The following is a 23,368-nucleotide window of genomic DNA, read 5'->3' as shown; positions in this document are numbered from 1 at the left end:
ACGGCACGCGCGGAGGAGTCACTGCAAGTCGTGCGGCCCGCCCCCCGGCACTGCCCGCGGCACTACGTTCCCCGCATCGTCGTCCGGCCGGACCGGCCTTGTCCAGCCGGGGCGCCGTCCGCCCGGTACTTGTTGTGCAAGTGCAACGAACCCGGAACGAAGGCGGCACGAACCCGGAACGACGCCGGGCGAGCCGTGCGCCGGACCGGCCGTACGGAGGCCGCGACTGGATCCGCGGCCGCTCCATCCGGGAGGATGGGGCCATGACTGCCCAGATTCTCGACGGCAAGGCCACCGCAGCCGCGATCAAGTCCGAACTGACCGCCCGCGTGGCGGCGCTCAAGGCCAGGGGCATCACCCCGGGCCTCGGCACCCTGCTGGTCGGCGACGACCCGGGCAGCCGCTGGTACGTCAACGGCAAGCACAAGGACTGCGCCGAGGTCGGCATCGCCTCCCTCCAGCGCGAACTGCCCGCGACGGCCTCCCAGGAGGACATCGAGGAGGTTGTGCGGGAGCTGAACGCCAACCCGGAGTGCACCGGCTACATCGTGCAACTCCCGCTTCCCAAGGGCATCGACACCAACCGCGTCCTGGAGCTCATGGACCCGGCGAAGGACGCCGACGGCCTGCACCCGATGTCACTCGGCAGGCTGGTCCTGAACGAGCCGGGCCCGCTGCCGTGCACCCCGTACGGGATCGTCCAGCTGCTGCGCCACCACGGCGTCGAGATCAACGGCGCGCACGTGGTCGTCCTCGGCCGCGGGATCACCGTCGGCCGGTCCATCGGCCTGCTGCTCACCCGCAAGTCCGAGAACGCGACCGTGACCCTGTGCCACACCGGTACCCGCGACCTGTCCGGACTGCTGCGCCAGGCGGACATCGTCGTCGCGGCGGCCGGCGTGCCGCACCTGGTCAAGCCGGAGGACGTGAAGCCGGGCGCGGCCGTGCTCGACGTCGGCGTCAGCCGCGACGAGAACGGCAAGATCGTCGGGGACGTGCACCCCGGGGTCGCGGACGTGGCCGGCTGGATCTCCCCGAACCCGGGCGGCGTCGGCCCGATGACCCGCGCGCAGTTCTCGTCAACGTCGTAGAGGCCGCCGAGCGGGCGGTTCCCCGTGCCGGCTGAGTACGAGCCGGAGCCCGGCACCGTCCCCGAACCCGCCCGGACCCCCGCTCCCACCGGGGCCGCCGCCTCGGCGGCCCCGCGCCCGGTGCCGAGCTGGGCCAGGAAGGGCGACGGGGACGGCGGGCCGACCCCCGGGTCCGCGGACGCCGACGAGGCGGACGGGGCCAAGTCGCGCCGCTTCCCCTCCGTCACCCGGGACACCGCGCGTCCCGAGGGCGGCGGCCGGGCCGCGCCCGGTGACGCCCCGGCTCCGGCCCGGCAGTGGCCGATGCTGGCCGTCCTGGCCGCGACGGCGGCCGGACTGCTGCTCACCGCCGTGGGCCATCCGCGCGGTGGCTGCCTGCTGATCGGGATCGCGATGATCGCGGGTTCGCTGATGCGCCGGCTGCTGCCCTCCGTGGGCATGCTCGCGGTGCGCTCCCGCTTCACCGACATGGTCACGTACGGCCTGCTGGGCGTGGCGATCACCCTGCTCGCACTGGTCATGGAACCCAAGCCGTGGCTGGACGTCCCCTTCCTGGAGACAGCGGTCCGTTTCACGGTCCGCTGAGCCTCCGGGGCCCCCGGGGCACCCCCGGGGGGGACGCCCCGTGTGCCCCGCGCCACACGGGGCGGGGGATTGGGGTGTTCCAGGGTCGGATAGCCTGACCGCGGATGTCTCTTCACGTCAAGATTTACCGGGCCACGGAGCGGCGTCCTCCCAGCACATGGGGCAAGGACGCCCCACCCCCAGCTGTCTAACGGAGAAGGCCATGACCCGCACTCCCGTGAATGTCACCGTCACCGGCGCCGCCGGCCAGATCGGCTACGCGCTGCTCTTCCGCATCGCCTCCGGCCACCTGCTCGGCGCGGACGTGCCGGTCAAGCTCCGCCTCCTGGAGATCCCCCAGGGCATGAAGGCCGCCCAGGGCACCGCCATGGAGCTCGACGACTGCGCCTTCCCGCTGCTCGCCGGCATCGACATCTTCGACGACCCGAACAAGGGCTTCGAGGGTGCCAACGTCGCGCTGCTGGTCGGCGCCCGTCCGCGCACCGCGGGCATGGAGCGCGGTGACCTGCTCTCCGCCAACGGCGGCATCTTCAAGCCGCAGGGCGCCGCGATCAACGCGCACGCCGCGGACGACATCAAGGTCCTGGTCGTGGGCAACCCGGCCAACACCAACGCGCTCATCGCGCAGGCCGCCGCCCCGGACGTACCGGCCGAGCGCTTCACCGCGATGACCCGCCTGGACCACAACCGCGCGATCTCGCAGCTGGCCGCCAAGACCGGCGCCGCCGTCTCCGACATCAAGCGCCTGACCATCTGGGGCAACCACTCGGCGACCCAGTACCCGGACATCTTCCACGCGGAGATCGCCGGCAAGAACGCCGCCGAGCTGGTCAACGACCAGACCTGGCTGTCGGACGAGTTCATCCCGACCGTCGCCAAGCGCGGCGCGGCGATCATCGAGGCCCGCGGCGCGTCCTCGGCCGCCTCGGCCGCCAACGCCGCCATCGACCACGTGCACACCTGGGTCAACGGCACCGCGGCGGGCGACTGGACCTCCATGGGCATCCCGTCGGACGGCTCCTACGGCGTCCCGGAGGGCATCATCTCCTCCTTCCCGGTCACCACGAAGGACGGCCGCTACGAGATCGTCCAGGGCCTGGACGTCAACGAGTTCTCCCGTGCGCGCATCGACGCGTCCGTGGCGGAGCTCGTCGAGGAGCGCGACGCGGTGCGCGAGCTCGGCCTGATCTGATCGTTTTCGTACGGCCGGGCCGCGCAGGCCCCCGTACGAGCGGTACGAACACCACAACGCCCCGGCCAAACCTGGCCGGGGCGTTTGGCGTGATTCGTTCTGTCGCCGCATGGAGGGGAACCCTAGGGTCGGTCGGTGACCGAGAACGCGATTCCCCAACAGCCCGGCGGCAGTTGGGCCGGTCCCTCCGTGGGCCGCCCCCCGGTGCACCCCTCCCTCAGCGAGGCCGGCCGCTTCCTGAGCGCGGGGACGTACCTCGACGCCGGGTACCGCGACCGGGTCATCGACGAGCTGTACGTCCACGAGGAACGGATCGTCGCCCCCTCCTACGGCTACGACGCCTCCCGGGTCCTCGCCCACGCGCTGCGCGCCCGGCGCGCCGAACTGGGCTGGGCCGCCGGAGTGCTCGGGGCCTGGTTCGTCGGCTCCCTGCTCACGGGCGGCGTCCTCGCCATGCTGGTCCTGCCCTTCTTGGGGCTGAGCCTGGCCGACTGGCTGCGCGCCCGGAACGTCCCGGCGCTGCGAGTGCTCTCCGTGGTCCTGCGGATCTACGTCTGGTGGATGCTGCTCATCGTCCTGTTCGTCCTGGGCTTCGGCGGGTTCGTGCTGTTCGGCGTCCTGGACGAGGTGGGAGGGAGCGGCCTGCCGTTCGCCCCGACGGGCGGGGACGCCGCGGGCACCGCCGTGCTGTGGGGGCTGCCGGTGGTCTTCGCCGGGGTGGTCACCGTCGTGGGCCTCCAGCGCGGGCACGTCTACCGGACGATCGCCACCGACCTCTCCGAGCGCAGTTACGCCGACCACGCGAACGACCAGGCCGAAGCGGCCGACGGGGCACGCTTCCAGAGGGTCCGCCAGCGCATCCGGGCCGAGCAGCACGCGCCGATGATCATGTATGACGTCAACGACCCGTTCTGCGGGGCGGGTGATCCCTTCCGGCCCTGGCAGCTGTCCGTGGAACTGCGGCCGCGGGAGGACCTCGGCCCCGACCGCAAGCCGGTCGCGGTCACCAACGCCCACATCCTGGCGCGGATCGTGCCGCTCCTGGAGGGCCTGCGGGTGCCCTCCCCGCACGGCTCCCCGGAGCAGGCCGCCGCCGTGGGCGACCGGATGCGCGAACTGGTCCTGGACGAGTGCGTGTTCCTGCCCGCGGGCGGGCTGCCGCACCGGGACACCGCGCAGGTGGTGCACGGGCAGTTCGGCGAGCAGCGGGCCGCCGCCATCGAGGAAGGCGGCGAGCGCCGCCGGCACTTCCTGCGCGTACGGGTGGGCGGCTGGGACGAGAACCTCGTCGTCACCGTCTTCGTACGGGTCCACACGCAGGGCGGCATGATGATGCTGGAGGTGGCCCCGCACGTGCTGCTGCCCGTCCGGACCGACTTCCACAACGCGGACGCGGACGCCCAGCGCTACCGCAACAACAGCGGCTTCGGCAAGGCCGTCTGGGCCCTGCGCCACACCCCCGGCTCCCTCGCGGCCTCCGCGGCCACGTTGGGCCGCGGCCTGGCGAGCTGGTGGCGGATCGTCACCGGCGGCCACGGCGGGGCCCGGCCGGAGGGGCCGCGGGTGTCGGTGCGCGAGCTGGCCTCCGAGGACAACGGCTCGCTGTTCCACCTGATGGACCTCGACCGGTTCCTGAAGACGATCCAGGACCGGGTCGTCGGGGGCATCGTCCTCGCGCTGCACGAAGCGGGCTGGCACACGGAGGAGTTCGCGCAGCGCGCGGTCAACGTCGCCGAGGGCGGGGTGTTCATCCAGTCGGTGAACCACAGCGCCTTCAGTGTCGGCGGCAGCAACAACACCAACAGCACCAAGGTCAAGAGGAGTACCGGTGGCAACTGAAGACGGCGTGACGGACACGGGTACGGGTGCGGGCGCGGCCGGGCAGGCGCCCGCGGTCCGCATCGGCGATGTCACGGGCAGCGCGTTCAGCATCGGCGGCGGCAACAACACCAACACCGTGCACCACGGGGGAGCGGGGACGGACACCGTCGGGCCGCAGGCCCTCCTCGACGCCGTACTGGAGCTGCGCGCGGCCCTCGTACGGCTGCCGCGGGGTGAGGACAGGGCGGCGCTCGACGCCGAGCTCGACGGGGTCGCGGAGGGACTGGAAGGGGCCGATGAGATCCGCCCCGGCCTGGTACCCCGGCTCCGCGGGGCCCTGGAGCGCTGGGCCCCGCTGGTGGACTCGGTCAGCGCCGCGACCGCCCTGGCCGGGCTCCTGACCACCCTGGGAGGCTGATCCGTGCCCCCGCAGAACGCCCCCCGCTGGGACCCCACGACCCAACGCTGGGTCACGGACTCCGACCCGCCCCGACCCCCCGACCAGCCGCCGCCCCCTACGCCGGCCCCCACTCCGCCCCCGAACTACGCCCCGGCCCCCGGCCCGCCACCGGCTCCGGTCCCGGCCCCTGCTCCCGGCCCGGCCCCGGCTCCGGGCCACGACCCGGGCTCGGGTGCAGCTCCGGTACCTGCTCCGGGCCCGGGCCCCGCCCCGGGCTACAGCCCGGCCCCGGGGGTCGGGCCCGGTGGGTACGGCCCGGGGGCGGCGCAGGACCCGTACCCGTACCCGGCGTATCCGCATCCGCAGCCCGGACAGCCGGGGTACCCCGCACAGCCGCCACCCCCGCGGGCCGGCGGGCGTTGGCTGACGCCGACCACGGCGGCCGTCGCCGTGGCCGCGCTCGCGATCGGTGCGGCCACCGTGTGGTTCGTGGCGCGGGACACCGGGGAGCAGCCGCCGCAGGCGGGGCCGACGGCTTCCAGCGCCCCGCCGAGCGGGGACGGGACGCCGACCTCCTCGGCCGCGGCCACCGACTCCCCGTCACCGACGGGCAGCGGCAGCGGCAGCCCCACGCCCAGCCCGAGCGCGAGCGACTCCGCCCACGAGACCGTGCGCGACGCCAAGGGGTTCACCGTCGCCGTTCCCGCCGGGTGGCTCCGGGAGGAGGCCGCCGCGGGGGTCTTCTACCGCTCTCCCGACCGCACCGCCCTGGTCCAGATCTTCCAGGTGAGCGAGCCCGAACTGACCCCCCTCGCGGCCGTCCAGGGCGCCTCCACCTACCTGCGCGCCCAGACCACCGGCTACGAGGAGATCCGCGTGGGCCCGGCCCAGGGCGCCCCCGAGGGCGGGGAGCTGGTCTACGAGTACGACAGCGCGGAGTCACACGGCCGGCGCCGCGGCGTGGAACGGGTCTTCGTCGCCGAGGACGGCAAGAAGTGGGCCGTCCTGACGGCCGGCCCGGCGCCCGAGTGGACGCTCACCCAGTCCCACCACAAGGCCGCCCTGGCCGCCTTCCGCCCCACGGGCGGCTGACGGCCGGGAGCGGGAGGGGGTTACTTGTACATGCCCGGGGTGTAGTGCCCCGGGGTCAGGCGGGTGGTGACGCCGATGCGGTTCCAGACGTTGATCGCGGCGATCAGGGCGATCACCTGGGCCAGCTCCTTCTCTTCGAAGTGCTTCGCGGCCCGCTCGTAGACCTCGTCGGGAACGAAACCGTCCGTCAGGACGGTCACGGCCTCCGTCAGCTCGATCGCGGCGAGCTCCTTCTCCGTGTAGAAGTGCCGCGACTCCTCCCAGGCGCCGAGCAGCAGGAGCCGCTCCACGTCCTCGCCCGCCGCGAGGGCGTCCTTGGAGTGCATGTCGATGCAGAAGGCGCAGTGGTTGATCTGGGAGGCACGCAGTTTGACGAGCTCGACCAGGGCCGGGTCCAGCCCCTTGGCCGCGGCCGCGTCCAGGGCCACGGCGGCCTTGTAGAACTCCGGGGCGAGCTTCGCGAGCTGCATGCGGGGGGTGTGTTCGGTTGCCTTCTCGGTGTCGGTCATGGCATCAGCCTAGGAGCCGGGCGGCCCGCCTATATGGTCCATATCCATGACGGAATCGTGGGCCACTTTCGGTGCCGACCTGCATCTGGAGCCGGTCCCCGGGCGTGGCGTCCGGGCCGGGCTGACCGAGGCGCTGCGCGAGGCCGCGCGCAGCGGGCGGCTGGCCCCGGGAACCCGGCTGCCCTCCTCGCGGTCGCTCGCGGCGGACCTCGGGATCGCCCGCAACACCGTCGCCGAGGCCTACGCCGAGCTCGTCGCCGAGGGCTGGCTGACCGCGCGGCGGGGCTCCGGGACCCGGGTCGCGGAGCGGGCCCGGGTGGGGGTGGGGGTGGGAGTTCGGCGTCCCGCGGCGGCCGTGCCCGTACGGCGCCCCGTGCGCGCGCAGCCCTCGTACAGCCTGAAGCCCGGTTCCCCGGACCTGGGCGGCTTCCCGCGCGCCGCCTGGCTGGCGGCGGCCCGGCGGGCGCTGACCGAGGCGCCGAACGAGGCCTTCGGGTACGCGGACCCGCGCGGCCGGGTGGAGCTGCGCGAGGCCCTCGCCGGGTACCTGGCGCGGGCCCGCGGGGTGTACGCCGACCCCGAACGCATCGTGCTGTGCGCGGGCTTCGGCCAGGGCCTGCTGCTGCTCGCGCGGATGCTGCGGGCGCGGCGGATCCGGGAGGTGGCGGTGGAGGGGTACGGGCTGGACGTACACCGGGACCTGCTGACCGGCGCCGGACTGCGGACGCGGCCGCTGGCGGTGGACGGGGCGGGAGCCCGCACCACCGAGCTGGCCGGTTCGGGCGCGGGGGCGGTGCTGCTGACGCCGGCGCACCAGTTCCCGACGGGCGCCGCGCTGACGCCCGGGCGGCGGGCGGCGGCGGTGGACTGGGCCCGGTCCACGGGCGGGCTGATCCTGGAGGACGACTACGACGGGGAGTTCCGCTACGACCGCCAGCCGGTCGGCGCGCTCCAGGGGCTGGACCCGGACCGGGTGGTGTACCTGGGTACGGCGAGCAAGTCCCTGGCGCCGGGGCTGCGGATGGGCTGGATGGTGGTGCCCGGGCCGCTGATGGACGAGGTGCTCGCGGTGAAGGGCCGGACCGACTGGAGCTCCAGCGCGCTGGACCAGCTGACGCTCGCGGAGTTCATCCGGTCGGGGGCGTACGACCGGCACGTGCGGGGGATGCGGCTGCGCTACCGGCGGCGGCGCGACGAGCTGGTGGCGGCCGTCGGGGACCGTGCGGCGGTCTCCGGCATCGCCGCGGGCCTGCACGCGGTGCTGGACCTTCCGCCGGGCGGTGAACGGGCGGCGCTGCGGTCGGCCGCCTGGCAGGACCTGGGGCTGCTGCCGCTGTCCTTCTTCCGGCATCCGGCTGCGACGATGGCTCCGCGGGAGGCGCTGGTCGTCGGCTTCGGGACTCCGTCCCAGAGTGCGTGGGCGCCCACCTTGGCCGCGCTGGTCGCAGCTCTCCCGTGACGGGTCCCTGCGGGGCCGTCCCCTACCCGCCCTTCCACCGTTCCCCGGGGCTCCGCCCCGGACCCCCTGGGGCTCCGCCCCAGACCCCGGTCCTCAAACGCCGGACGGGCTGAATTTGGCCGACGTCAGCCCGCACGTGACCGCCGGTGGTCCGGAAAATCCAGCCCCTCCGGCGATTGAGGAGCGGGGGCTGGGGCGGAGCCCCAGGAGCGCCGGGCTGCGCCCGGGCCCCGTCCTCAGACGCCGGACGGCTGAGATGGCTCCGCCGGGGGTTCGCCGAAGCGGGCCAGGGCCAGGGAGCCGGCCACGGCCACCAGGAAGCCCGCGATCGCCAGCCAGGTCAGGCCCTCGCGGGTGCGGTCGCCCAGCCAGGCCACGCCCACCGCCGCCGGGCCGATGGTCTCGCCCAGTACGAGGCCGGCCGTCGCCGCCGTCACCGAGCCGCGCTGGAGCGCCGAGGTGAGGAGGAGGAACGCGGCGCCGCCGCCGAGCAGGAGGGCATAGAACGCCGGGTTGGAGAGGGCGGAGAGCGAGATGTCGTCGATGAGCCGGACCGCCACCTCCACCACCCCGAAGCCCGTCCCGGCGGCCAGACCCAGCGTCAGTGCCCGGCTGCGGTCCGGCAGTCCGCCCGCGACGGCGCCGACCACCAGCACCAGCCCGGCCACCGCCAGCAGCCCCAGTTTCAGCGCGAGCGTGCCCTTGCCCGCGCCCTCCTCCCCGGACGCCAGCCCGAGCATCACCAGCCCCGCGCACACCACCGCGACCGCGCCCCACTCCGTCCCGCTCAGCCGCACCTTCAGCAGCCGCGCCGCGACCACCGCGGTCACCGCGAGGCTGGCGGCGAGGGCCGCGCCCACCGCGTAGATCGGGATGTGCCGCAGGGCGATGATCTGGAGGACGAAGCCGACCGCGTCCAGCCCGAGTCCGGCGAGATAGCGCCACTGGCGCAGCGCCCGCAGGAGGAGGGCGGTGTCCACCCCGGAGCCCGTTCCCGGCTCCGCGGCCCGCGCCGCCACCGCCTGCAGGACCGACGCCGTGCCGAAGCAGACCGCCGCACCGAGCGCGCAAATCATCCCAATGAGCACGAACCGACTCTAGGTCACGGATCCCGCGTCGGCCGGATTCCGTCGGCCGGGGCGGCCGTTCTAGTCTGTGCGCAGCCGGCCACCCCAGGGGGAGCGAACAGTCCATGGACAGCAGCAGTAGCAGCACCGACACCACGCGCACCACGCGCCGCATGCGCTCCGGCACGGTCGCCCTCGGCGGCATGGGCCTGCTCGCCGCGGCCCTGGTGGCCTGCGGCAGCAGCAACGAGCCCGACAAGCGCTGCGCGGACCGCGCCACCCTGGAGAAGCTGAACTCCAAGGAGTGCAAGAGCGGCGGCCGCGGTGCGTACTACTACGGCGGCACCGTCGCGAAGAACAAGGTCAGCGGTGGCAGCTTCGACAAGTCCGCCGTCACCCGCGGCGGCATCGGCGGCAGCCACAAGAGCTCTTCGGGCGGCTGATCCAGGGTGAAGCGCCACACCATCGAGCCCCGCCCCGACTGGCAGAAGACCGTCGAGGAGCAGGGGCTGATCTACCCCCTCACCCGCTACCCCGACGACTCCCTGCGCCCCTACTGGGACGAGAGCGCGTACTACTCCTTCACCCTCCCCGAGGTCGAGGCGCTGGAGAACGTCGTCGAGGAGCTGCACGCCATGTGCCTGGCGGCGGCCCAGCACATCGTCGACCACGACCGCTTCGCCGACCTCGGCATCACCGACCCGAAGCTCGCCGCGCTGATCGCCGAGTCCTGGCGGCGCCGCGCCGAACAGCCGTCCCTCTACGGCCGCTTCGACCTGCGCTACGACGGCACCGGCGGCCCCGCCAAGATGCTGGAGTACAACGCCGACACCCCCACCTCCCTCGTGGAGGCGGCCAGTCCGCAGTGGTTCTGGATGGAGGAGCGCTTCCCCGGCGCCGACCAGTGGAACTCCCTCCACGAGCGGCTCGTCGACGCCTGGCGCCGCCAGGCGGAGCTGCTGCCGGCCGGCCCGGTGCACTTCGCGCACTCCGAGACCGACGAGCTCGGCGAGGACCTGATGACGGTCGCCTACCTCCAGGAGACCGCCGAGCAGGCCGGCATCGACACGCGGGAGCTGTCGGTGGAGCGGATCGGCTGGGACTCCCTGTCCGGCCGGTTCGTGGACGAGAAGCTCGGCTTCATCCGCGCGATCTTCAAGCTCTACCCGTGGGAGTGGCTGGCCACCGACGAGTTCGCCCCGCAGGTCCTCGGCACGTACGACCACGGCGGCGGCTCCGGCACCACCGCCTGGATCGAGCCCCTGTGGAAGATGCTGCTCTCCAACAAGGCGCTGCTGGCGGTCCTGTGGGAGCTCTTCCCGGAGCACCCGAACCTGCTGCCCGCCTACCTGGACGGCCCGCGCGAACTCGCCACGACCACCGGCTACGCGGCGAAGCCGCTGCTGGGCCGCGAGGGCGCGGGCGTCACCCTGCACCCGGTGGGCGGAGAGCCGTTCGCACCGGAGCAGGACGAGACGTACGTCTTCCAGGGCCTCGCCCCGCTGCCCGACTTCGACGGCAACCGGGTGGTGCTCGGCGCGTGGGTCGTCGAGGACGAGGCGGCGGGCCTGGGCATCCGCGAATCGGCGGGGCCGGTCACGGACGAGTACGCCCGCTTCCTGCCCCACGTCATTCTCTGAGCCCTTCGACGACGGCTACGCGCCGAGGACCGACCTGAGCTGGTCCAGCCCCCAGTCCAGGTCCTCCTTGGAGATCACCAGCGGCGGTGCGATCCGGATCGTCGACCCGTGGGTGTCCTTGACCAGGACTCCGAGTCCCATCAGCTTCTCGGAGATCTCCCGGCCGGTGCCGCGCGCCGGGTCGATGTCGACGCCCGCCCACAGCCCGCGGCCCCGTACGGCGGTCACCGCACCGCCGCCGACCATCAGGTTCAGCTCCCGGTGCAGGTGGTCGCCGAGCTCGGTGGCACGCTGCTGGTACTCGCCGGTGCGCAGCATCGCGATGACCTCCAGGGCGACGGCGCAGGCCAGCGGGTTGCCGCCGAAGGTGGAGCCGTGCTCGCCCGGCTTGAACACGCCGAGCACGTCGAGGTCGGCCACGACCGCCGACACGGGCACGACCCCGCCGCCCAGCGCCTTGCCGAGGATGTACACGTCGGGGACGACCCCCTCGTGTTCGCACGCGAAGGTCTTGCCGGTGCGGCCCAGGCCCGACTGGATCTCGTCGGCCATGAACAGGACGTTCCGCTCGCGCGTCAGTTCCCGTACGCCCCGCAGGTATCCGGCGGGCGGCACGAGCACGCCGGCCTCGCCCTGGATCGGCTCCAGCAGCACGGCGACGGTGTTGGAGGTGACGGCGTGGGCGAGCGCGGTGAGGTCCCCGTACGGGACGATCTCGAAGCCGGGGGTGTACGGGCCGAAGTGGTCGCGGGCGTCGTGGTCGGTGGAGAACGACACGATGGTCGTCGTGCGGCCGTGGAAGTTGTCGGCCGCCACCACGATCTTGGCGTGTCCGTCCGGTACGCCCTTGACCTCGTACCCCCACTTGCGGGCGGTCTTCACCGCCGTCTCCACGGCCTCCGCGCCGGTGTTCATGGGCAGGACGGCTTCCTTGCCGCACAGCGCCGCGAGCTCGGTACAGAAGTCGGCGAAGCGGTCGTGGTGGAAGGCGCGGGAGGTCAGGGTGACCCGCTCCAGCTGGGCGCGGGCCGCGTCGAGCAGACGGCGGTTGCCGTGGCCGAAGTTCAGGGCGGAGTACCCCGCGAGCATGTCGAGGTAGCGGCGGCCCTCCACGTCGGTCATCCACGCGCCCTCCGCCGTGGCGACGACGACGGGCAGGGGGTGGTAGTTGTGCGCGCTGTGCGCGTCGGCGGAGCGGATGGCATCAGCAGTTGTCGACACGGGGTCTCCGATCGTCCGTCAAGCCGGTGACGAGGGTGGCGTCACCCTCCATCCTCGCTCGAATACCGGACGGAGAAACCTTTCTCGCGGCGCGCCCGCTAAGGTGTCGGACACGCACGGCGACTGGCGCACGGAGAACCAACTCCGGGGGAGCCGTGCGCGCACGACCGCATACAGGGCCGCTCGCCTGGGCCTCGCGGGGACGAGATCCGACATCGACCCCGGAGGAACCGCCATGAGCGCGAACCACCCCCCGTACCGTCACCCCGCCCTGCTCGCGACCGACCCCGAGCTGGCGTCCTTCGTCGCCGCCGAGGAAACCCTCCAGGCGGAGACCCTCCGCCTCATCCCGAGCGAGAACTACGTCTCCTCGGCCGTGCTGGAGGCCTCCGGCACGGTGCTGCAGAACAAGTACAGCGAGGGCTACCCGGGCCGCCGGTACTACGAGGGCCAGCAGAACATCGACCGCATCGAGGCGCTGGCCGTGGAGCGGGCGAAGGGCCTCTTCGGAGTCGACCACGCCAACGTGCAGCCGTACTCCGGCTCCCCGGCGAACCTGGCCGTGTACCTGGCCTTCGCGAAGCCCGGCGACACGGTGATGGGCATGGCCCTGCCGATGGGCGGGCACCTGACGCACGGCTGGGGCGTCTCGGCGACGGGCTCCTGGTTCCGGGGCGTGCAGTACGGGGTCCAGGCCGACACCGGGCTCATCGACTACGACGCCGTACGGGACCTCGCGCTGGCGGAGCGGCCCAAGCTGATCTTCTGCGGCGGTACGGCGCTCCCGCGCACGATCGACTTCGAGGCGTTCGCGTCGATCGCGAAGGAGGCGGGCTCGGTGCTCGTCGCCGACGTGGCGCACATCGCCGGCCTGATCGCGGGCGGGGCCCACCCGTCCCCGGCGGGTCACGTGGACGTGATCTCGACGACCACCCACAAGACCCTGCGCGGTCCGCGCGGGGCGATGCTGATGTGCCGCGAGGAGCACGCGAAGGCCATCGACAAGGCGGTCTTCCCGGGCCTCCAGGGCGGCCCGCACAACCAGACGACGGCCGGTATCGCGGTGGCGCTCCACGAGGCGGCGCAGCCCTCGTTCGTGTCGTACGCGCACGCGGTCGTGGCCAACGCGAAGGCGCTGGCCGCGGCTCTGCTGGAGCGGGGCTTCGACCTGGTCTCGGGCGGTACGGACAACCACCTGATCCTGATCGACCTGACGGGGAAGTCGGTGTCGGGGAAGATCGCGGCGAAGGCGCTGGACCGGGCCGGGATCGTCGTGAACTACAACACGGTGCCGTTCGACCCGCGCAAGCCGTTCGACCCGTCGGGGATCCGGATCGGCACGCCGTCGCTGACCTCGCGGGGGCTTTCCGTGGAGCACATGCCGGTGGTCGCCGACTGGATCGAGCGTGCGGTCGCCGCTGCGGCGAAGGGTGACGAGGCGGCCCTGGGCGCCATCCGCGCCGAGGTCGCCGACCTCATGGCCGCCTTCCCGGCCCCGGGCCTCCCCGTCGCCTGACCCACCGGGTGGGGGCGGCCCCCTGCGGGGCTGTCCCCTACCCGCCCTTCCACCGTTCCCCGGGGCTCCGCCCCGGACCCCCTGGGGCTCCGCCCCGGACCCCCTGGGGCTCCGCCCCGGACCCCGCGCCTCAAACGCCGGCGAGGCTGGAATTGCCCCGCAGGCAATCCAGCCCCGGCCAGGCAGAATCCAGCCCCGCCGGCGTTTGAGGCGCGGGTGCGGGCGGCGCCCGCGGAGCTCCGCGCAGCGGGTTCCCCCGAGCCGGACCGGAAAGCGGTCGCTCGGCCGAGGCAAGATCCGGACGGGGCGCTACCGCCGGGTACCCGGGCGGGGGGCGGGCAGGGACCGGGGGACCCGCCGGGTTCCGGCCAGTGGCGGGGCCGAGCCCGGTGTCACACCTGAGAGAATGGAGCCATGGCTTCTGATCGTCCTCGCGCGCTCTCCGGCATCCAGCCCACCTCCGGTTCGTTCCACCTCGGGAACTACCTCGGAGCCATCCGGCAGTACGTCGCCCTGCAGGAGACGCACGACGCCTTCTACATGGTCGTCGACCTGCACGCGATCACCATGCCGCAGGATCCGAAGGATCTGCGCGCCAATACCCGGCTGTCCGCCGCGCAGCTCCTCGCCGCCGGTCTCGACCCCGAGCGCTGCACGCTCTTCATCCAGAGCCACGTGCCCGAGCACGCGCAGCTCGGCTGGGTCATGAACTGCATCACCGGTTTCGGCGAGGCCAGCCGGATGACCCAGTTCAAGGACAAGTCCGCGAAGAGCGGCGCCAACAACGCCACCGTGGGCCTGTTCACGTACCCGATCCTCCAGGTCGCCGACATCCTGCTCTACCAGGCGAACTCCGTCCCCGTCGGCGAGGACCAGCGTCAGCACATCGAGCTGACCCGGGACCTGGCCGAGCGCTTCAACCAGCGCTTCGGGCAGACCTTCACCCTCCCCGCCGCGCACATCGTCAAGGAGGTCGCGAAGATCTACGACCTCCAGGACCCGGCGATCAAGATGTCGAAGTCGGCGTCTTCCCCCAAGGGCCTGATCAACCTCCTCGACGAGCCCAAGGCCACCGAGAAGAAGATCAAGAGCGCGGTCACCGACACCGAGGCCGTGGTCCGGTTCGACGCCGAGAACAAGCCCGGCGTCAGCAACCTGCTCACGATCTACTCCACTCTCACGGGGGAGTCGATCCCCGCGCTGGAGGCCGCGTACGAGGGCAAGGGCTACGGTGCGCTCAAGACCGACCTGGCCGGCGTGATGGTCGATTTCGTCACACCCTTCAAGCAGCGCACCCAGGAGTACCTGGACGATCCGGAGACCCTGGATTCCCTGCTGGCCAAGGGCGCGGAGAAGGCCAGGGCGGTCGCCGCCGAGACCCTGGCGCAGGCCTACGACCACCTCGGTTTCCTGCCCGCGAAGCACTGACGGGCACGCAAGAAAAAGAGGGCCCTGGCGATCTGGGGGGTGCTGCCGCCACACTGGGGCGGCAGCACTCGTGCGACGCACACGCGGAGCACAGACCACGCACAGGACTACAGGCGGAGGAGAGCTACGTGGGGACCGTAACGCTCGGCGTTTCGATCGCGGTCCCGGAGCCGTACGGCAGCAGCCTTCAGGAGCTGCGCGCCGGCTTCGGGGACGCTGCCGCGCACGGCATTCCCACGCACGTCACCCTCGTACCGCCGACGGAGGTGGCCGCGGACCGGCTCGCCGAGATCCGCGCCCACCTGGCCGAGGTCGCGGCCGCCGGCCGCCCCTTCGTGATGCGGCTGGCCGGCACGGGCACCTTCCGTCCCCTCTCGCCGGTCGTCTTCGTCCAGGTCGTCGAGGGCGGCTCCGGCTGCACCCGGCTCCAGGGCCAGGTCCGCGACCCGGACGGGCCGCTCAGCCGGGAGCTCTCGTTCCCGTACCACCCGCACGTCACGGTCGCCCACGGGATCTCCGAGGAGGCGATGGACCTGGCGTTCAGCACCCTCGCCGACTACGCGGCGGAGTGGGTCTGCTCCGGGTTCGCCCTCTACGAGCAGGGCTCGGACGGGGTCTGGCGCAAGCTGCGGGAATACCCGTTCGGCGACGGGGCAAGCGGTGGAGCGAGCGGCCTGCCCGCGCAGCTCGGCTCGGCGACGGACAACAGTGCGGCGGCTGCCGCGGGCGAGGCGACCGTACGCCGTTCCTGACGCAGGAACCGGAACCGGAAACCGATCCTTCGCAGGACCAGGGCATGGAACGGCCGAGCCGTCGGGCGAAAAGTCACAATCGACGACCGTAGTCCCCAAAAGCGGCAATCCCGGCTATTTACGACAGCTCATTTACGGTGACCGTATGGACTGGCTGACGAAACTCCCGCTGATCGGGCCCCTGGTGTCCGCCCTGATGCGGACCCACCTGTGGCGTTCGTACCAGCGGCTCGACCGCGTGCACTGGAGCCGGCTCGCCGCCGCCATCACCTTCATCAGCTTCCTGGCCCTCTTCCCGCTGATCACCGTGGCCGCCGCGATCGGCGCCGGTCTGCTCACCCAGGACCAGCTCGACCGGCTCCAGAAGAACCTCGCCGAGCAGGTCCCCGGCATCTCCGACCAGCTCGACATCAACGCCCTCGTCGCGAACGCGAGCACGGTCGGGCTGATCGCCGCCGCCGTCCTGCTCTTCACCGGCATCGGCTGGGTCGGCTCGATGCGGGACTGCCTGCGCGCGGTGTGGGAGAAGGACGACGAGGACGAGGGGAACCCCTTCGTCCGCAAGGGCAAGGACGCGCTCGTCCTCATCGGCCTCGGCGGCGTCGGCCTGGCCTCGGCCGCGGCATCGATCTTCGGCTCCAGCGCGGTCGGCAAGGCCGGGGACTGGTTGCACGTGCCGCGCGACGGCGCGGGCGGCGGCCTGCTGCGGGGCGGGGCCTTCCTCGTCGGAGTGCTGGCCGCCTTCCTGCTCCTGCTCTACGTCCTGACCCTGCTCCCGGGCGTCGAACCGCCCCGCCGCCGCCTGATCGAGGCGGCCCTGCTCGGCGCGGCCGGCTTCGAGCTGCTGAAGCTGCTGCTCAGCGGCTACATGCGGGAGGTCGCCACGAAGAGCATGTACGGGGCCTTCGGCGTGCCGATCGCGCTGTTGATCTGGATCAACCTCACGGCGAAGCTGCTGCTCTTCTGCGCGGCGTGGACCGCGAGCCGCGACGATGCCGACGGGGACGGCGTGGAAGACCCGGAGCCCGCCGGGTCCGCCACACCCGACTCCACCACACCCGACTCAGCCACCCCCGGCTCCACCACCCCCGACTCCGCTACACCTGGCCGCGAGCCCGGCGGCCGCGCCCCCGCGGCCAGCGCCGGTTGACCGCGTAGGCCCCGCCGGCCACCACGGCCAGCACCCCGCCCGCCACGCCGAAGGCCGTACCGATCCCGCCGCCGGAGCCCGCACCGGACGCCGACGGGTTGTTCTCGTGGGACTGGGCCGGGGAGCCGTGGGAGGTGGTGTCGGCGCTCTTGGGCGGCACCAGCTCGCCCACCGGCTTGACCTTCCCGCTCGCCGCGAACCCCCAGTCGAGCAGGTCGGCGGTCTCTTCGTACACGGAGTTCGCGCCCCCGGTGCCCGGGTTCATCACCGTGACCAGCAGCTTCTTGTCGCCGCGCTGGGCGGCGCCGGTGAAGGTGGAGCCGGCCATCGTGGTGTTGCCGTTCTTCACGCCGGCGATCCCCTTGTAGGGGGAGAGGCCGCCGGCTCCGGTCATCAGCCGGTTGGTGTTCTGGATCTCGAAGGTCTCGCGCGGCTTGCCCGGCTCCTGCCGGCCGGGGAACTTCGCGCTGGCCGTGCCGCAGTACTCCCGGAAGTCCTGCTTCTGCAGACCGGAGCGGGCGATGAGGGTGAGGTCGTAGGCGCTGGAGACCTGGCCCGGAGCGTCGTACCCGTCGGGGGACACCACGTGGGTGTCCAGGGCCTGGAGCTCCTCGGCGTGCGCCTGCATGTCCTTGACGGTCTTCTCGACACCGCCGTTCATGGCCGAAAGTACGTGCACGGCGTCGTTCCCGGAGCGCAGGAACACCCCGAGCCACAGGTCGTGGACGCTGTACTCGGCGTCCTCCTTGATGCCGACGAGGCTGGACCCGGAACCGACCCCGTCCAGCTCCTGATCGGTGACCTTGTGGACCTGGTCCTTGGGCAGTCCCGGCAGCACGGTGTCGGCGAAGAGCATCTTCATCGTCGAGGCAGGGGGGAGCCGCCAGTGCGCGTTGTGCGCGGCGAGGACCTCGCCGGTCTCGGCGTCGGCCACGATCCACGAACGCCCCGTCAGGTTCGCCGGCAGCGCGGGCGCGCCGGGCAGCAGGTTGACCTGCGTACCGGGCTGCCCGAGCGACGCGCCGCCGACCGTGGACATCGAGGCGGGCGGCGCGGGCGCCTTGGGGGGCTGCCCCTTCCCGTCCGCCGGCGGCGTCGGCGTGGGCACGGCGAAGGCGGCCGGAGCCAGCAGTGCCGGGACCAGCAGGGCGGGAAGTGCGGCGGAAAGGACCGTCAACGCGGTCTTCTTGGCAGACACGCAGGTGAAAGTACATCCCGATGCTGTGCTTAGCGTCATGGATCGGCCAACCCGCCGCAACCACCGCCGGGACAGCCCACCCCGGCGCGTCCGTCCTGGGGACGAAACCGATACTGAGTTCATGAGACTCAGCCGCGCCGCTTCCTGGTTCCTGCTCGCCTTCGGAGTGTGGAGCTGGTTCATCTGGGTGTCTTTCGTCCGGAACCTGTGGAAGGACGGCAGCGGTCTGGCCTTCGACGCCGCGGGGGACCCGACCGCGTACTTCTGGGTCCACCTTCTCTTGGCGGTGGCGTCCTTTCTCCTGGGGACGGCCGTCGGAGTGATCGGGTTGCGCGGGGTGCGTGCTCTGCGGCGTGAATCACGTACGGAGGCGGGCGCATGACGATCGTCCTCGTCGCTGCCGTGGCCCTGCTGGTCCTGGCCCTCCTGGTGCTGGTGCACCGCTGGCTCTGGATCCGCCTGGTCCGCGACACCACCGCCCCCGGCGGCGCGATCCGCCGCGCGGGCACCGCCCTGGCCTTCGCGCTCCCGCTCCTGTCCGTGGCCGCCCTCGTCGCGGGCCGCGCGGGAGCCCCCTTCTGGCTGGAGCGCACGGTCGCCTGGCCGGGCTACATGTGGCTGGCCGTCCTCATGTACCTCTCCCTGGCCATGCTGGTGGCCGAGCCCGTCCGCACGGTGTGGCTCCGCCGCCGGACCGGGGCCACGCCGCAGCCCCCCAACGTCCCCGCGCCCACGCAGGGCGCCCCCGTCGCCGCGGGCGCGGCCACTTCGGGGTCCCGGGCGGAGCCCCGCCGCGCGGCGGAGCCGCATGATCCGGTGCAGCGGGAAGGGGCGGGGAGGGGATCAGCGCCGCAGGCCACCCTCGCAGCCACCGCCGAACCCGCAGCCGCCGCCGAACCCACGCCCCCGGCCGGGCAGCACGCCACGGTGGCCGACCCGGCGGCGGCCGACTCCGCGCAGCCCACCCCGGCGGAGCCCGCCCCCACCACCGTCAGCCGCCGCCGCTTCGCGCGGATCGTGGCCGGCACGGCCGCCGCCGCAGCAGCCGGCACCGTCGGCTACGGCACGTACGGAGTCCTCCGCGGCCCCCGCGTCAAGCGGGTCCAGGTCCCCCTGGCGAAGCTCCCCCGCGCGGCCCACGGCTTCCGCGTCGCCGTCGTCAGCGACATCCACCTCGGCCCGATCCTGGGCCGCGCCCACACCGCCCGCATCGTCGACACGATCAACCGCACGCAGCCCGACCTCATCGCCATCGTCGGCGACCTCGTCGACGGCAGCGTCCACGACCTCGGCCCCGCCGCCGAACCGCTCCGCGGCCTCCGCTCGCACCACGGCTCGTACTTCGTCACCGGAAACCACGAGTACTTCTCCGGCGCCCAGCAGTGGGTCGACCACGTCCGCGAGCTCGGCCTCACCCCGCTGGAGAACGCCCGCCGCGAGCTCCCGTACTTCGACCTCGCCGGGGTCAACGACATCGCGGGCGAGAGAGAGGGCCACGGCCCGGACTTCCAGGCGGCCCTGGGCGACCGGGACCGCGCCCGCACTGCCGTACTCCTCGCCCACCAGCCGATCGTCATCGACGAGGCCGTCCGGTACGGGGCGGACCTCCAGCTCTCCGGCCACACCCACGGAGGGCAGCTCTGGCCCGGCGAGTACGTCGCCGAGCTCGCCAACCCCACCGTCGCCGGGCTGGAGCGCTACGGCGACACCCAGCTGTACGTCTCGCGCGGCGCGGGTGCCTGGGGGCCGCCGGTCCGGGTCGGCGCGCCGTCGGACATCACAGTCGTCGAACTCGCCTCATATCAGGCCTGAACCGCCCGAACCCTCAACACCACGCCACAAATCAGCCTTCCCGAGGCCGAAATTCCATGATGGGATGTGACCGATAATCGGATAACTGGTCGCGCACTGCGGTGCGCGACCACGTGGGGTGGAGTCAAGGATGTTGCGGTCTGTCCGCTCGAAAGTCATCGCGGCCGGGCTGGTCCTCGGCGTGGCCGGCGTCGCCACCTGGCAGCTGCTGCCGCAGGCCGCCGGCGGCGGGGATCCGATCCGCATCGGCACGAGCGACGTCGTCTCCTCCCTCGACCCCGCGGGGGCGTACGACGCGGGCTCCTGGGCCCTGTTCAGCAACGTCTACCAGTCGCTGCTGACCATCAAGCCCGGTGCCGACACCCCGGTGCCCGACGCGGCCTCCGCCTGCAACTTCGTCGGAGGCAAGCTCACCACGTACCAGTGCGAGCTGCGCCCCGACGTGAAGTTCTCCTCCGGCCGCGCGATCACCGCCGAGGACGTCAAGTTCTCCTTCGACCGGATCAAGGCGATCAACTCCGACCAGGGGCCGGCGCCGCTGTTCAACACCCTGGAGTCGGTCAAGGCCGAGGGCCGCACCGTCACCTTCAGCCTCTCCGCCGGGGACGCCACCTTCCCGTTCAAGATCGCGACGGGCGCCGCCTCGATCGTGGACAAGGACAAGTACCCGGCCAAGGCCCTGCGCGAGGGGGACGAGGTCGACGGCTCCGGCCCCTTCACCCTCGACGGCTACACGGCCGGCGCGAGCGCCGAGCTCAAGCCCAACACCTCGTACAAGGGCCAGGGCAAGGTCTCCAAGAGCCCGGTCACCGTGAAGTACTTCAAGGACTCCGCGCAGCTGGAGCAGGCCTGGACCGGCCACGGGATCGAGGTCGCCCACCGCGACATGCCCCCGGCGGTCCTGGCGGACCTGAACCCGGGCCTGGAGGACACCCGGTACCAGGCCTCGGGCGGTACGGAGATCCGCAGCATGGTCTTCAACCTCCGCCCCGGCTCCCCGGTGGCCCAGCCCGCCGTCCGCCAGGCCGTCGCCGCGGTCGTGGACCGGGCCAAGGTCGCGACCGAGGTCTACAAGGGCACCGTCACCCCGCTCTACTCCCTCGTCCCGGCCGGCATCGCCGCCCACAGCACGCCGTTCTTCGACGCCTGGCCCTCGCCGAACGGGCTCACCGCGAAGAAGCTGCTCAAGGACGCCGGAGTCACCACCCCGGTAGCGATCACCCTCGGGGTCAACGTGCGCGGCGCGAGCGTCGCCGAGGCCGAGGAGCTGAAGGCGCAGCTGGAGTCCACCGGGCTCTTCCAGCTGACCATCAAGCCGGTCGAGAAGTGGAGCGACTTCCAGAAGGCCTACGCGGCGGGCGAGTTCGACGCCTACACCATCGGCTGGATCGCCGACTTCCCGGACGCGGACAACTTCATCGCCCCGCTCGTCGGAGCCGACAACTCCATGAACAGCGGCTTCTCCGACAAGGCCGTCAACGACCTCATCACCCGCACCCAGTCCTTCTCGGACCGCGGCGCCGCCGCCAACGACTTCCGCGATCTGCAGAAGCTGGTCGCGCAGCAGGTCCCGATGCTGCCGATCTGGCAGAAGAAGGACTACGTGATGTCGCGCGAGGCCGTCGCGGGCGCCCAGTACCTCTCGGACGGCACCGGCGTGTGGCGGCTGTGGGAGCTCAGCTGGCTGTAGGACCCGCAGTCGGGCCCACCGCCTTCGGGCCTTCCCGCGGACCCGCGGCCGGGCCTCCTACGGACCAACCTCCGGACCCTCTTCCGGGCCCGCGTCCGGGTCGGAGGCCCGCTTGCGGCCCGGACGGGACACGGCCGTCTGGGCCATGCCCGGCAGGAAGTCCGTGAACAGCTCGTGCACTTCCCGCACCAGCGGCCGCAGCACCCGGAACCGGGCCAGGATGATGCCCCGGGTGGTGAGCTGCGCGCCGCGCTGGGCGAGCTTGCGGGTCTTCTCGCTGTCCGGGGAGCGGTCGAAGACCCAGTAGAGGACCAGGCCCATCTGCGAGAGCCACATCAGCTCCGGCAGTACGTCGGCCAGTTCGTCGGGCACCTTGGTCTTGGCCCCCGCCAGCACCTCGCGGTGCATGTCGATCGCCGTCTTGCGGGCCGCCTCCGACTCGGGGGAGAACGGGCTGAGCGGGCTCTCCGGGTCCGCGGCGTTCTTGAAGAACTGCGAGGCGAACTCGTGGTACGGCGCCGCGATGTCCAGCCAGCTGGTCAGGACGCCCGCGAGCCGCTTCTGCAGATCGGTCTCGTGGTCCAGGATCGGCCGGACCGCCGCCAGGTGGGCGGCGCCGATCCGGTCGTAGAAGCCCTGGACCAGATGTTCCTTGGACTCGAAGTAGTAGTAGGCGTTGCCGACCGATACTCCGGCCTCCTTGGCGATACCGCGCATCGTCGTCTTGTCGAAGCCGCGCTCCTGGAAGAGGCGGAGCGCGGTTTCGAGGATGAGCGTGCGAGTCTGCTCGCTCTTGGGAGCCTTCTGATCAGTCACGGTCCCGAGCCTATCGGGGCGCGGAACACTGGTCGTCACAGGCCGGTTCCCCGTCGTTCGCCGAGGAGCCGTCCCGTACCGCCTCGCGCCAGGTGGAGGCGGTGTACATGGCCGCCCTGGCGAAGGGCCGGCCGGCCGGAGTGGCCAGCCAGTTCGCCTTCGGCCGGTGCTCGGCCAGCGCCCACAGGCAGACGATGAAGGCGTCCGTGCCGGTCCACACCTGTCCGGAGTCGCCGATGACGGTGATCTCCTTCAGCGTGGAGGCGTGGTTGAGCCGCGGGTACAGCCGCTGTGCCTCGAAGGAGGCGGCGGGGATGAGCCGGAGCGGTACCAGCCAGCGCTGGCCGAGCAGCCAGTGCCGGATGTGCACGCAGAGCGGGCAGTTCGCGTCGTAGAGCACCGTCAGGTGCCGGATCGCGGTCCTGGCCACGGTGATCAGGCCCCGGCGGGCATGGTCCACCCCTGGGGGCCGACCGGCGGGGTCTGCTGGCGCTCCATGATGCCCCGGCGGCGCATCTTGTTCAGCACCCAGACGTTGCCGAGGTGCATGACGCCGAGGACCAGGAGCACGACTCCGAGCTTGACCGACAGTGCCTCGAAGAGTCCGCGGGCCGCGACGATCTCGTCGGCCGACCGCAGGTACAGGGTCACGAAGCCGATGTTGACGAGGTAGAAGCCGACCACCAGGAGCTGGTTGACGGCGTCCGCGAGCTTCTCGTTCCCCTGGAGGACGTCGCCGATGAAGACGCGCCCGTTGCGGCTGAGCGTGCGGGCCACCCAGACGGTGAGTCCGATGCTGATGAGCAGGTAGATGACGTACGCGACCACGGTGAGGTCCATTGCCCTCAGCCCCCTTGAACGTGTTCAACTGCTGACAGCACTGACTGTAGACCCATTTTTGAACAGGTTCAAGCGAATGGATGGGGGGT

General features: G+C 72.3%; 23 protein-coding genes, 1 pseudogene and 1 riboswitch. Of the genes and pseudogenes, 16 read left to right on the top strand and 8 right to left on the bottom strand.

The window, feature by feature from the left end:
• Positions 1–263 precede the first annotated feature (263 nt).
• From ACE1OC_RS16230 to ACE1OC_RS16210, 5 genes and pseudogenes are all read left to right on the top strand, one after another.
• Positions 264–1,126 (top strand): annotated as a pseudogene (locus tag ACE1OC_RS16230) (bifunctional methylenetetrahydrofolate dehydrogenase/methenyltetrahydrofolate cyclohydrolase).
• Positions 1,116–1,676 (top strand): DUF3017 domain-containing protein, encoded by a 561-nt coding sequence (locus ACE1OC_RS16225; RefSeq protein WP_407837627.1) that lies wholly within the window; start codon positions 1,116–1,118, stop codon positions 1,674–1,676. The pseudogene ACE1OC_RS16230 and the gene ACE1OC_RS16225 overlap by 11 nt, the downstream one beginning before the upstream one ends.
• A 202-nt stretch (positions 1,677–1,878) precedes the next feature.
• A complete protein-coding gene (locus ACE1OC_RS16220) occupies positions 1,879–2,868 on the top strand; it encodes a malate dehydrogenase (protein WP_407837626.1) in 990 nt (329 codons plus the stop codon).
• A 135-nt stretch (positions 2,869–3,003) separates the two neighbouring features.
• A complete protein-coding gene (locus tag ACE1OC_RS16215; protein WP_407837625.1) occupies positions 3,004–4,707 on the top strand; it encodes a hypothetical protein in 1,704 nt (567 codons plus the stop codon).
• On the top strand, positions 4,697–5,107 hold the full coding sequence (locus ACE1OC_RS16210; protein ID WP_407837624.1) for a hypothetical protein: 411 nt from the start codon (positions 4,697–4,699) through the stop codon (positions 5,105–5,107). The genes ACE1OC_RS16215 and ACE1OC_RS16210 overlap by 11 nt, the downstream gene beginning before the upstream one ends.
• A 257-nt stretch (positions 5,108–5,364) precedes the next feature.
• Here ACE1OC_RS16210 and ACE1OC_RS16205 read toward each other — a convergent pair whose 3' ends face one another.
• The gene (locus ACE1OC_RS16205) at positions 5,365–5,772 is read right to left on the bottom strand and encodes a hypothetical protein (RefSeq protein WP_407837623.1); all 408 of its coding nucleotides are present in this window, start codon (positions 5,770–5,772) and stop codon (positions 5,365–5,367) included.
• Here ACE1OC_RS16205 and ACE1OC_RS16200 point away from each other — a divergent pair.
• Positions 5,759–6,181, top strand: coding sequence for a hypothetical protein (locus tag ACE1OC_RS16200; protein ID WP_407837622.1), 423 nt, complete (start codon positions 5,759–5,761; stop codon positions 6,179–6,181). The two genes, ACE1OC_RS16205 and ACE1OC_RS16200, sit on opposite strands and share 14 nt — an antisense overlap.
• 20 nt (positions 6,182–6,201) lie before the next feature.
• Here the strand turns inward: ACE1OC_RS16200 and ACE1OC_RS16195 are convergent, their stop codons facing one another.
• Positions 6,202–6,690, bottom strand: a complete 489-nt coding sequence (locus tag ACE1OC_RS16195) for a carboxymuconolactone decarboxylase family protein (protein WP_407837621.1) — start codon at positions 6,688–6,690, stop codon at positions 6,202–6,204.
• 46 nt (positions 6,691–6,736) lie between these two features.
• On the opposite strand from ACE1OC_RS16195, the gene ACE1OC_RS16190 reads away from it, so the two are divergent.
• The gene (locus ACE1OC_RS16190; protein WP_407837620.1) at positions 6,737–8,149 is read left to right on the top strand and encodes a PLP-dependent aminotransferase family protein; all 1,413 of its coding nucleotides are present in this window, start codon (positions 6,737–6,739) and stop codon (positions 8,147–8,149) included.
• Positions 8,150–8,385: 236 nt separating this feature from the next.
• On the opposite strand, the gene ACE1OC_RS16185 is transcribed toward ACE1OC_RS16190, so the two are convergent.
• Positions 8,386–9,225: a hypothetical protein gene (locus ACE1OC_RS16185; protein ID WP_407841580.1), complete on the bottom strand. Its 840-nt coding sequence runs from the start codon at positions 9,223–9,225 to the stop codon at positions 8,386–8,388.
• A 116-nt stretch (positions 9,226–9,341) separates the two neighbouring features.
• Between ACE1OC_RS16185 and ACE1OC_RS16180 the strand changes: the two genes are divergently transcribed.
• Both ACE1OC_RS16180 and ACE1OC_RS16175 read left to right on the top strand, forming a co-directional pair.
• Complete coding sequence (locus tag ACE1OC_RS16180) at positions 9,342–9,659, top strand: hypothetical protein (protein ID WP_407837619.1); 318 nt, start codon at positions 9,342–9,344, stop codon at positions 9,657–9,659.
• A 6-nt stretch (positions 9,660–9,665) separates the two neighbouring features.
• Positions 9,666–10,856, top strand: coding sequence for a glutathionylspermidine synthase family protein (locus tag ACE1OC_RS16175; RefSeq protein ID WP_407837618.1), 1,191 nt, complete (start codon positions 9,666–9,668; stop codon positions 10,854–10,856).
• A gap of 15 nt (positions 10,857–10,871) precedes the next feature.
• Here the strand turns inward: ACE1OC_RS16175 and rocD are convergent, their stop codons facing one another.
• Positions 10,872–12,077 (bottom strand): ornithine--oxo-acid transaminase, encoded by a 1,206-nt coding sequence (gene rocD / locus ACE1OC_RS16170; protein WP_407837617.1) that lies wholly within the window; start codon positions 12,075–12,077, stop codon positions 10,872–10,874.
• 109 nt (positions 12,078–12,186) lie between these two features.
• Positions 12,187–12,277: riboswitch (ZMP/ZTP riboswitch) on the top strand.
• Positions 12,278–12,312: 35 nt separating this feature from the next.
• On the opposite strand from rocD, the gene glyA reads away from it, so the two are divergent.
• The 4 genes from glyA to ACE1OC_RS16150 all read left to right on the top strand — a co-directional run bounded on the left by glyA (position 12,313) and on the right by ACE1OC_RS16150 (position 16,923).
• Positions 12,313–13,593: a serine hydroxymethyltransferase gene (gene glyA, locus ACE1OC_RS16165; RefSeq protein WP_407837616.1), complete on the top strand. Its 1,281-nt coding sequence runs from the start codon at positions 12,313–12,315 to the stop codon at positions 13,591–13,593.
• A 414-nt stretch (positions 13,594–14,007) separates the two neighbouring features.
• Positions 14,008–15,021: a tryptophan--tRNA ligase gene (gene trpS, locus ACE1OC_RS16160; RefSeq protein ID WP_250744052.1), complete on the top strand. Its 1,014-nt coding sequence runs from the start codon at positions 14,008–14,010 to the stop codon at positions 15,019–15,021.
• Positions 15,022–15,149: 128 nt separating this feature from the next.
• Complete coding sequence (locus ACE1OC_RS16155) at positions 15,150–15,773, top strand: 2'-5' RNA ligase family protein (RefSeq protein WP_407837615.1); 624 nt, start codon at positions 15,150–15,152, stop codon at positions 15,771–15,773.
• 145 nt (positions 15,774–15,918) lie between these two features.
• The gene (locus ACE1OC_RS16150) at positions 15,919–16,923 is read left to right on the top strand and encodes a YihY/virulence factor BrkB family protein (RefSeq protein WP_407837614.1); all 1,005 of its coding nucleotides are present in this window, start codon (positions 15,919–15,921) and stop codon (positions 16,921–16,923) included.
• Here the strand turns inward: ACE1OC_RS16150 and ACE1OC_RS16145 are convergent.
• Positions 16,871–18,121: a D-alanyl-D-alanine carboxypeptidase family protein gene (locus tag ACE1OC_RS16145; protein ID WP_407837613.1), complete on the bottom strand. Its 1,251-nt coding sequence runs from the start codon at positions 18,119–18,121 to the stop codon at positions 16,871–16,873. The genes ACE1OC_RS16150 and ACE1OC_RS16145 overlap by 53 nt on opposite strands.
• A 121-nt stretch (positions 18,122–18,242) precedes the next feature.
• Here ACE1OC_RS16145 and ACE1OC_RS16140 point away from each other — a divergent pair, with 121 nt between their 5' ends.
• The 3 genes from ACE1OC_RS16140 (at position 18,243) to ACE1OC_RS16130 (ending at position 21,623) form a co-directional block, all read left to right on the top strand.
• The gene (locus ACE1OC_RS16140) at positions 18,243–18,503 is read left to right on the top strand and encodes an SCO4848 family membrane protein (RefSeq protein WP_250744046.1); all 261 of its coding nucleotides are present in this window, start codon (positions 18,243–18,245) and stop codon (positions 18,501–18,503) included.
• Positions 18,500–19,933, top strand: coding sequence for a metallophosphoesterase (locus ACE1OC_RS16135; protein ID WP_407837612.1), 1,434 nt, complete (start codon positions 18,500–18,502; stop codon positions 19,931–19,933). Before ACE1OC_RS16140 ends, ACE1OC_RS16135 begins: the two co-directional genes overlap by 4 nt.
• 133 nt (positions 19,934–20,066) lie before the next feature.
• Entirely contained in the window at positions 20,067–21,623 is a 1,557-nt protein-coding gene (locus tag ACE1OC_RS16130) for an ABC transporter substrate-binding protein (RefSeq protein ID WP_407841579.1), read from the top strand.
• Positions 21,624–21,680: 57 nt separating this feature from the next.
• Here the strand turns inward: ACE1OC_RS16130 and ACE1OC_RS16125 are convergent, their stop codons facing one another.
• The 3 genes from ACE1OC_RS16125 to ACE1OC_RS16115 are packed head-to-tail and all read right to left on the bottom strand — an operon-like array spanning position 21,681 to position 23,279.
• On the bottom strand, positions 21,681–22,439 hold the full coding sequence (locus tag ACE1OC_RS16125) for a TetR family transcriptional regulator (protein WP_375956788.1): 759 nt from the start codon (positions 22,437–22,439) through the stop codon (positions 21,681–21,683).
• 10 nt (positions 22,440–22,449) lie between these two features.
• Positions 22,450–22,899 carry a thiol-disulfide oxidoreductase DCC family protein gene (locus ACE1OC_RS16120; protein WP_407837611.1) on the bottom strand — a complete coding sequence of 150 codons (450 nt, stop codon included), beginning with the start codon at positions 22,897–22,899 and terminating at the stop codon, positions 22,450–22,452.
• Complete coding sequence (locus ACE1OC_RS16115) at positions 22,875–23,279, bottom strand: hypothetical protein (protein ID WP_250744042.1); 405 nt, start codon at positions 23,277–23,279, stop codon at positions 22,875–22,877. Before ACE1OC_RS16115 ends, ACE1OC_RS16120 begins: the two co-directional genes overlap by 25 nt.
• Positions 23,280–23,368: the final 89 nt, after the last annotated feature.

This window comes from Streptomyces stoeckheimensis (assembly GCF_045822005.1).
Taxonomy (GTDB): Bacteria; Actinomycetota; Actinomycetes; order Streptomycetales; family Streptomycetaceae; genus Streptomyces; species Streptomyces stoeckheimensis.
The sequence above is the reverse complement of the archived record's forward strand: the minus strand, read 5'-3'. Positions and strand labels throughout refer to the sequence as shown.

Bases quoted from the DNA above. Each gene is read 5' to 3' on its own strand.
- ACE1OC_RS16220 (WP_407837626.1), top strand. From the start codon at position 1,879: ATGACCCGCACTCCCGTGAATGTCACCGTCACCGGCGCCGCCGGCCAG.
- ACE1OC_RS16195 (WP_407837621.1), bottom strand. From the start codon at position 6,690: ATGACCGACACCGAGAAGGCAACCGAACACACCCCCCGCATGCAGCTC.
- ACE1OC_RS16190 (WP_407837620.1), top strand. From the start codon at position 6,737: ATGACGGAATCGTGGGCCACTTTCGGTGCCGACCTGCATCTGGAGCCG.
- ACE1OC_RS16185 (WP_407841580.1), bottom strand. From the start codon at position 9,225: ATGATTTGCGCGCTCGGTGCGGCGGTCTGCTTCGGCACGGCGTCGGTC.
- ACE1OC_RS16180 (WP_407837619.1), top strand. From the start codon at position 9,342: ATGGACAGCAGCAGTAGCAGCACCGACACCACGCGCACCACGCGCCGC.
- glyA (WP_407837616.1), top strand. From the start codon at position 12,313: ATGAGCGCGAACCACCCCCCGTACCGTCACCCCGCCCTGCTCGCGACC.
- trpS (WP_250744052.1), top strand. From the start codon at position 14,008: ATGGCTTCTGATCGTCCTCGCGCGCTCTCCGGCATCCAGCCCACCTCC.
- ACE1OC_RS16150 (WP_407837614.1), top strand. From the start codon at position 15,919: ATGGACTGGCTGACGAAACTCCCGCTGATCGGGCCCCTGGTGTCCGCC.
- ACE1OC_RS16140 (WP_250744046.1), top strand. From the start codon at position 18,243: ATGAGACTCAGCCGCGCCGCTTCCTGGTTCCTGCTCGCCTTCGGAGTG.
- ACE1OC_RS16135 (WP_407837612.1), top strand. From the start codon at position 18,500: ATGACGATCGTCCTCGTCGCTGCCGTGGCCCTGCTGGTCCTGGCCCTC.
- ACE1OC_RS16115 (WP_250744042.1), bottom strand. From the start codon at position 23,279: ATGGACCTCACCGTGGTCGCGTACGTCATCTACCTGCTCATCAGCATC.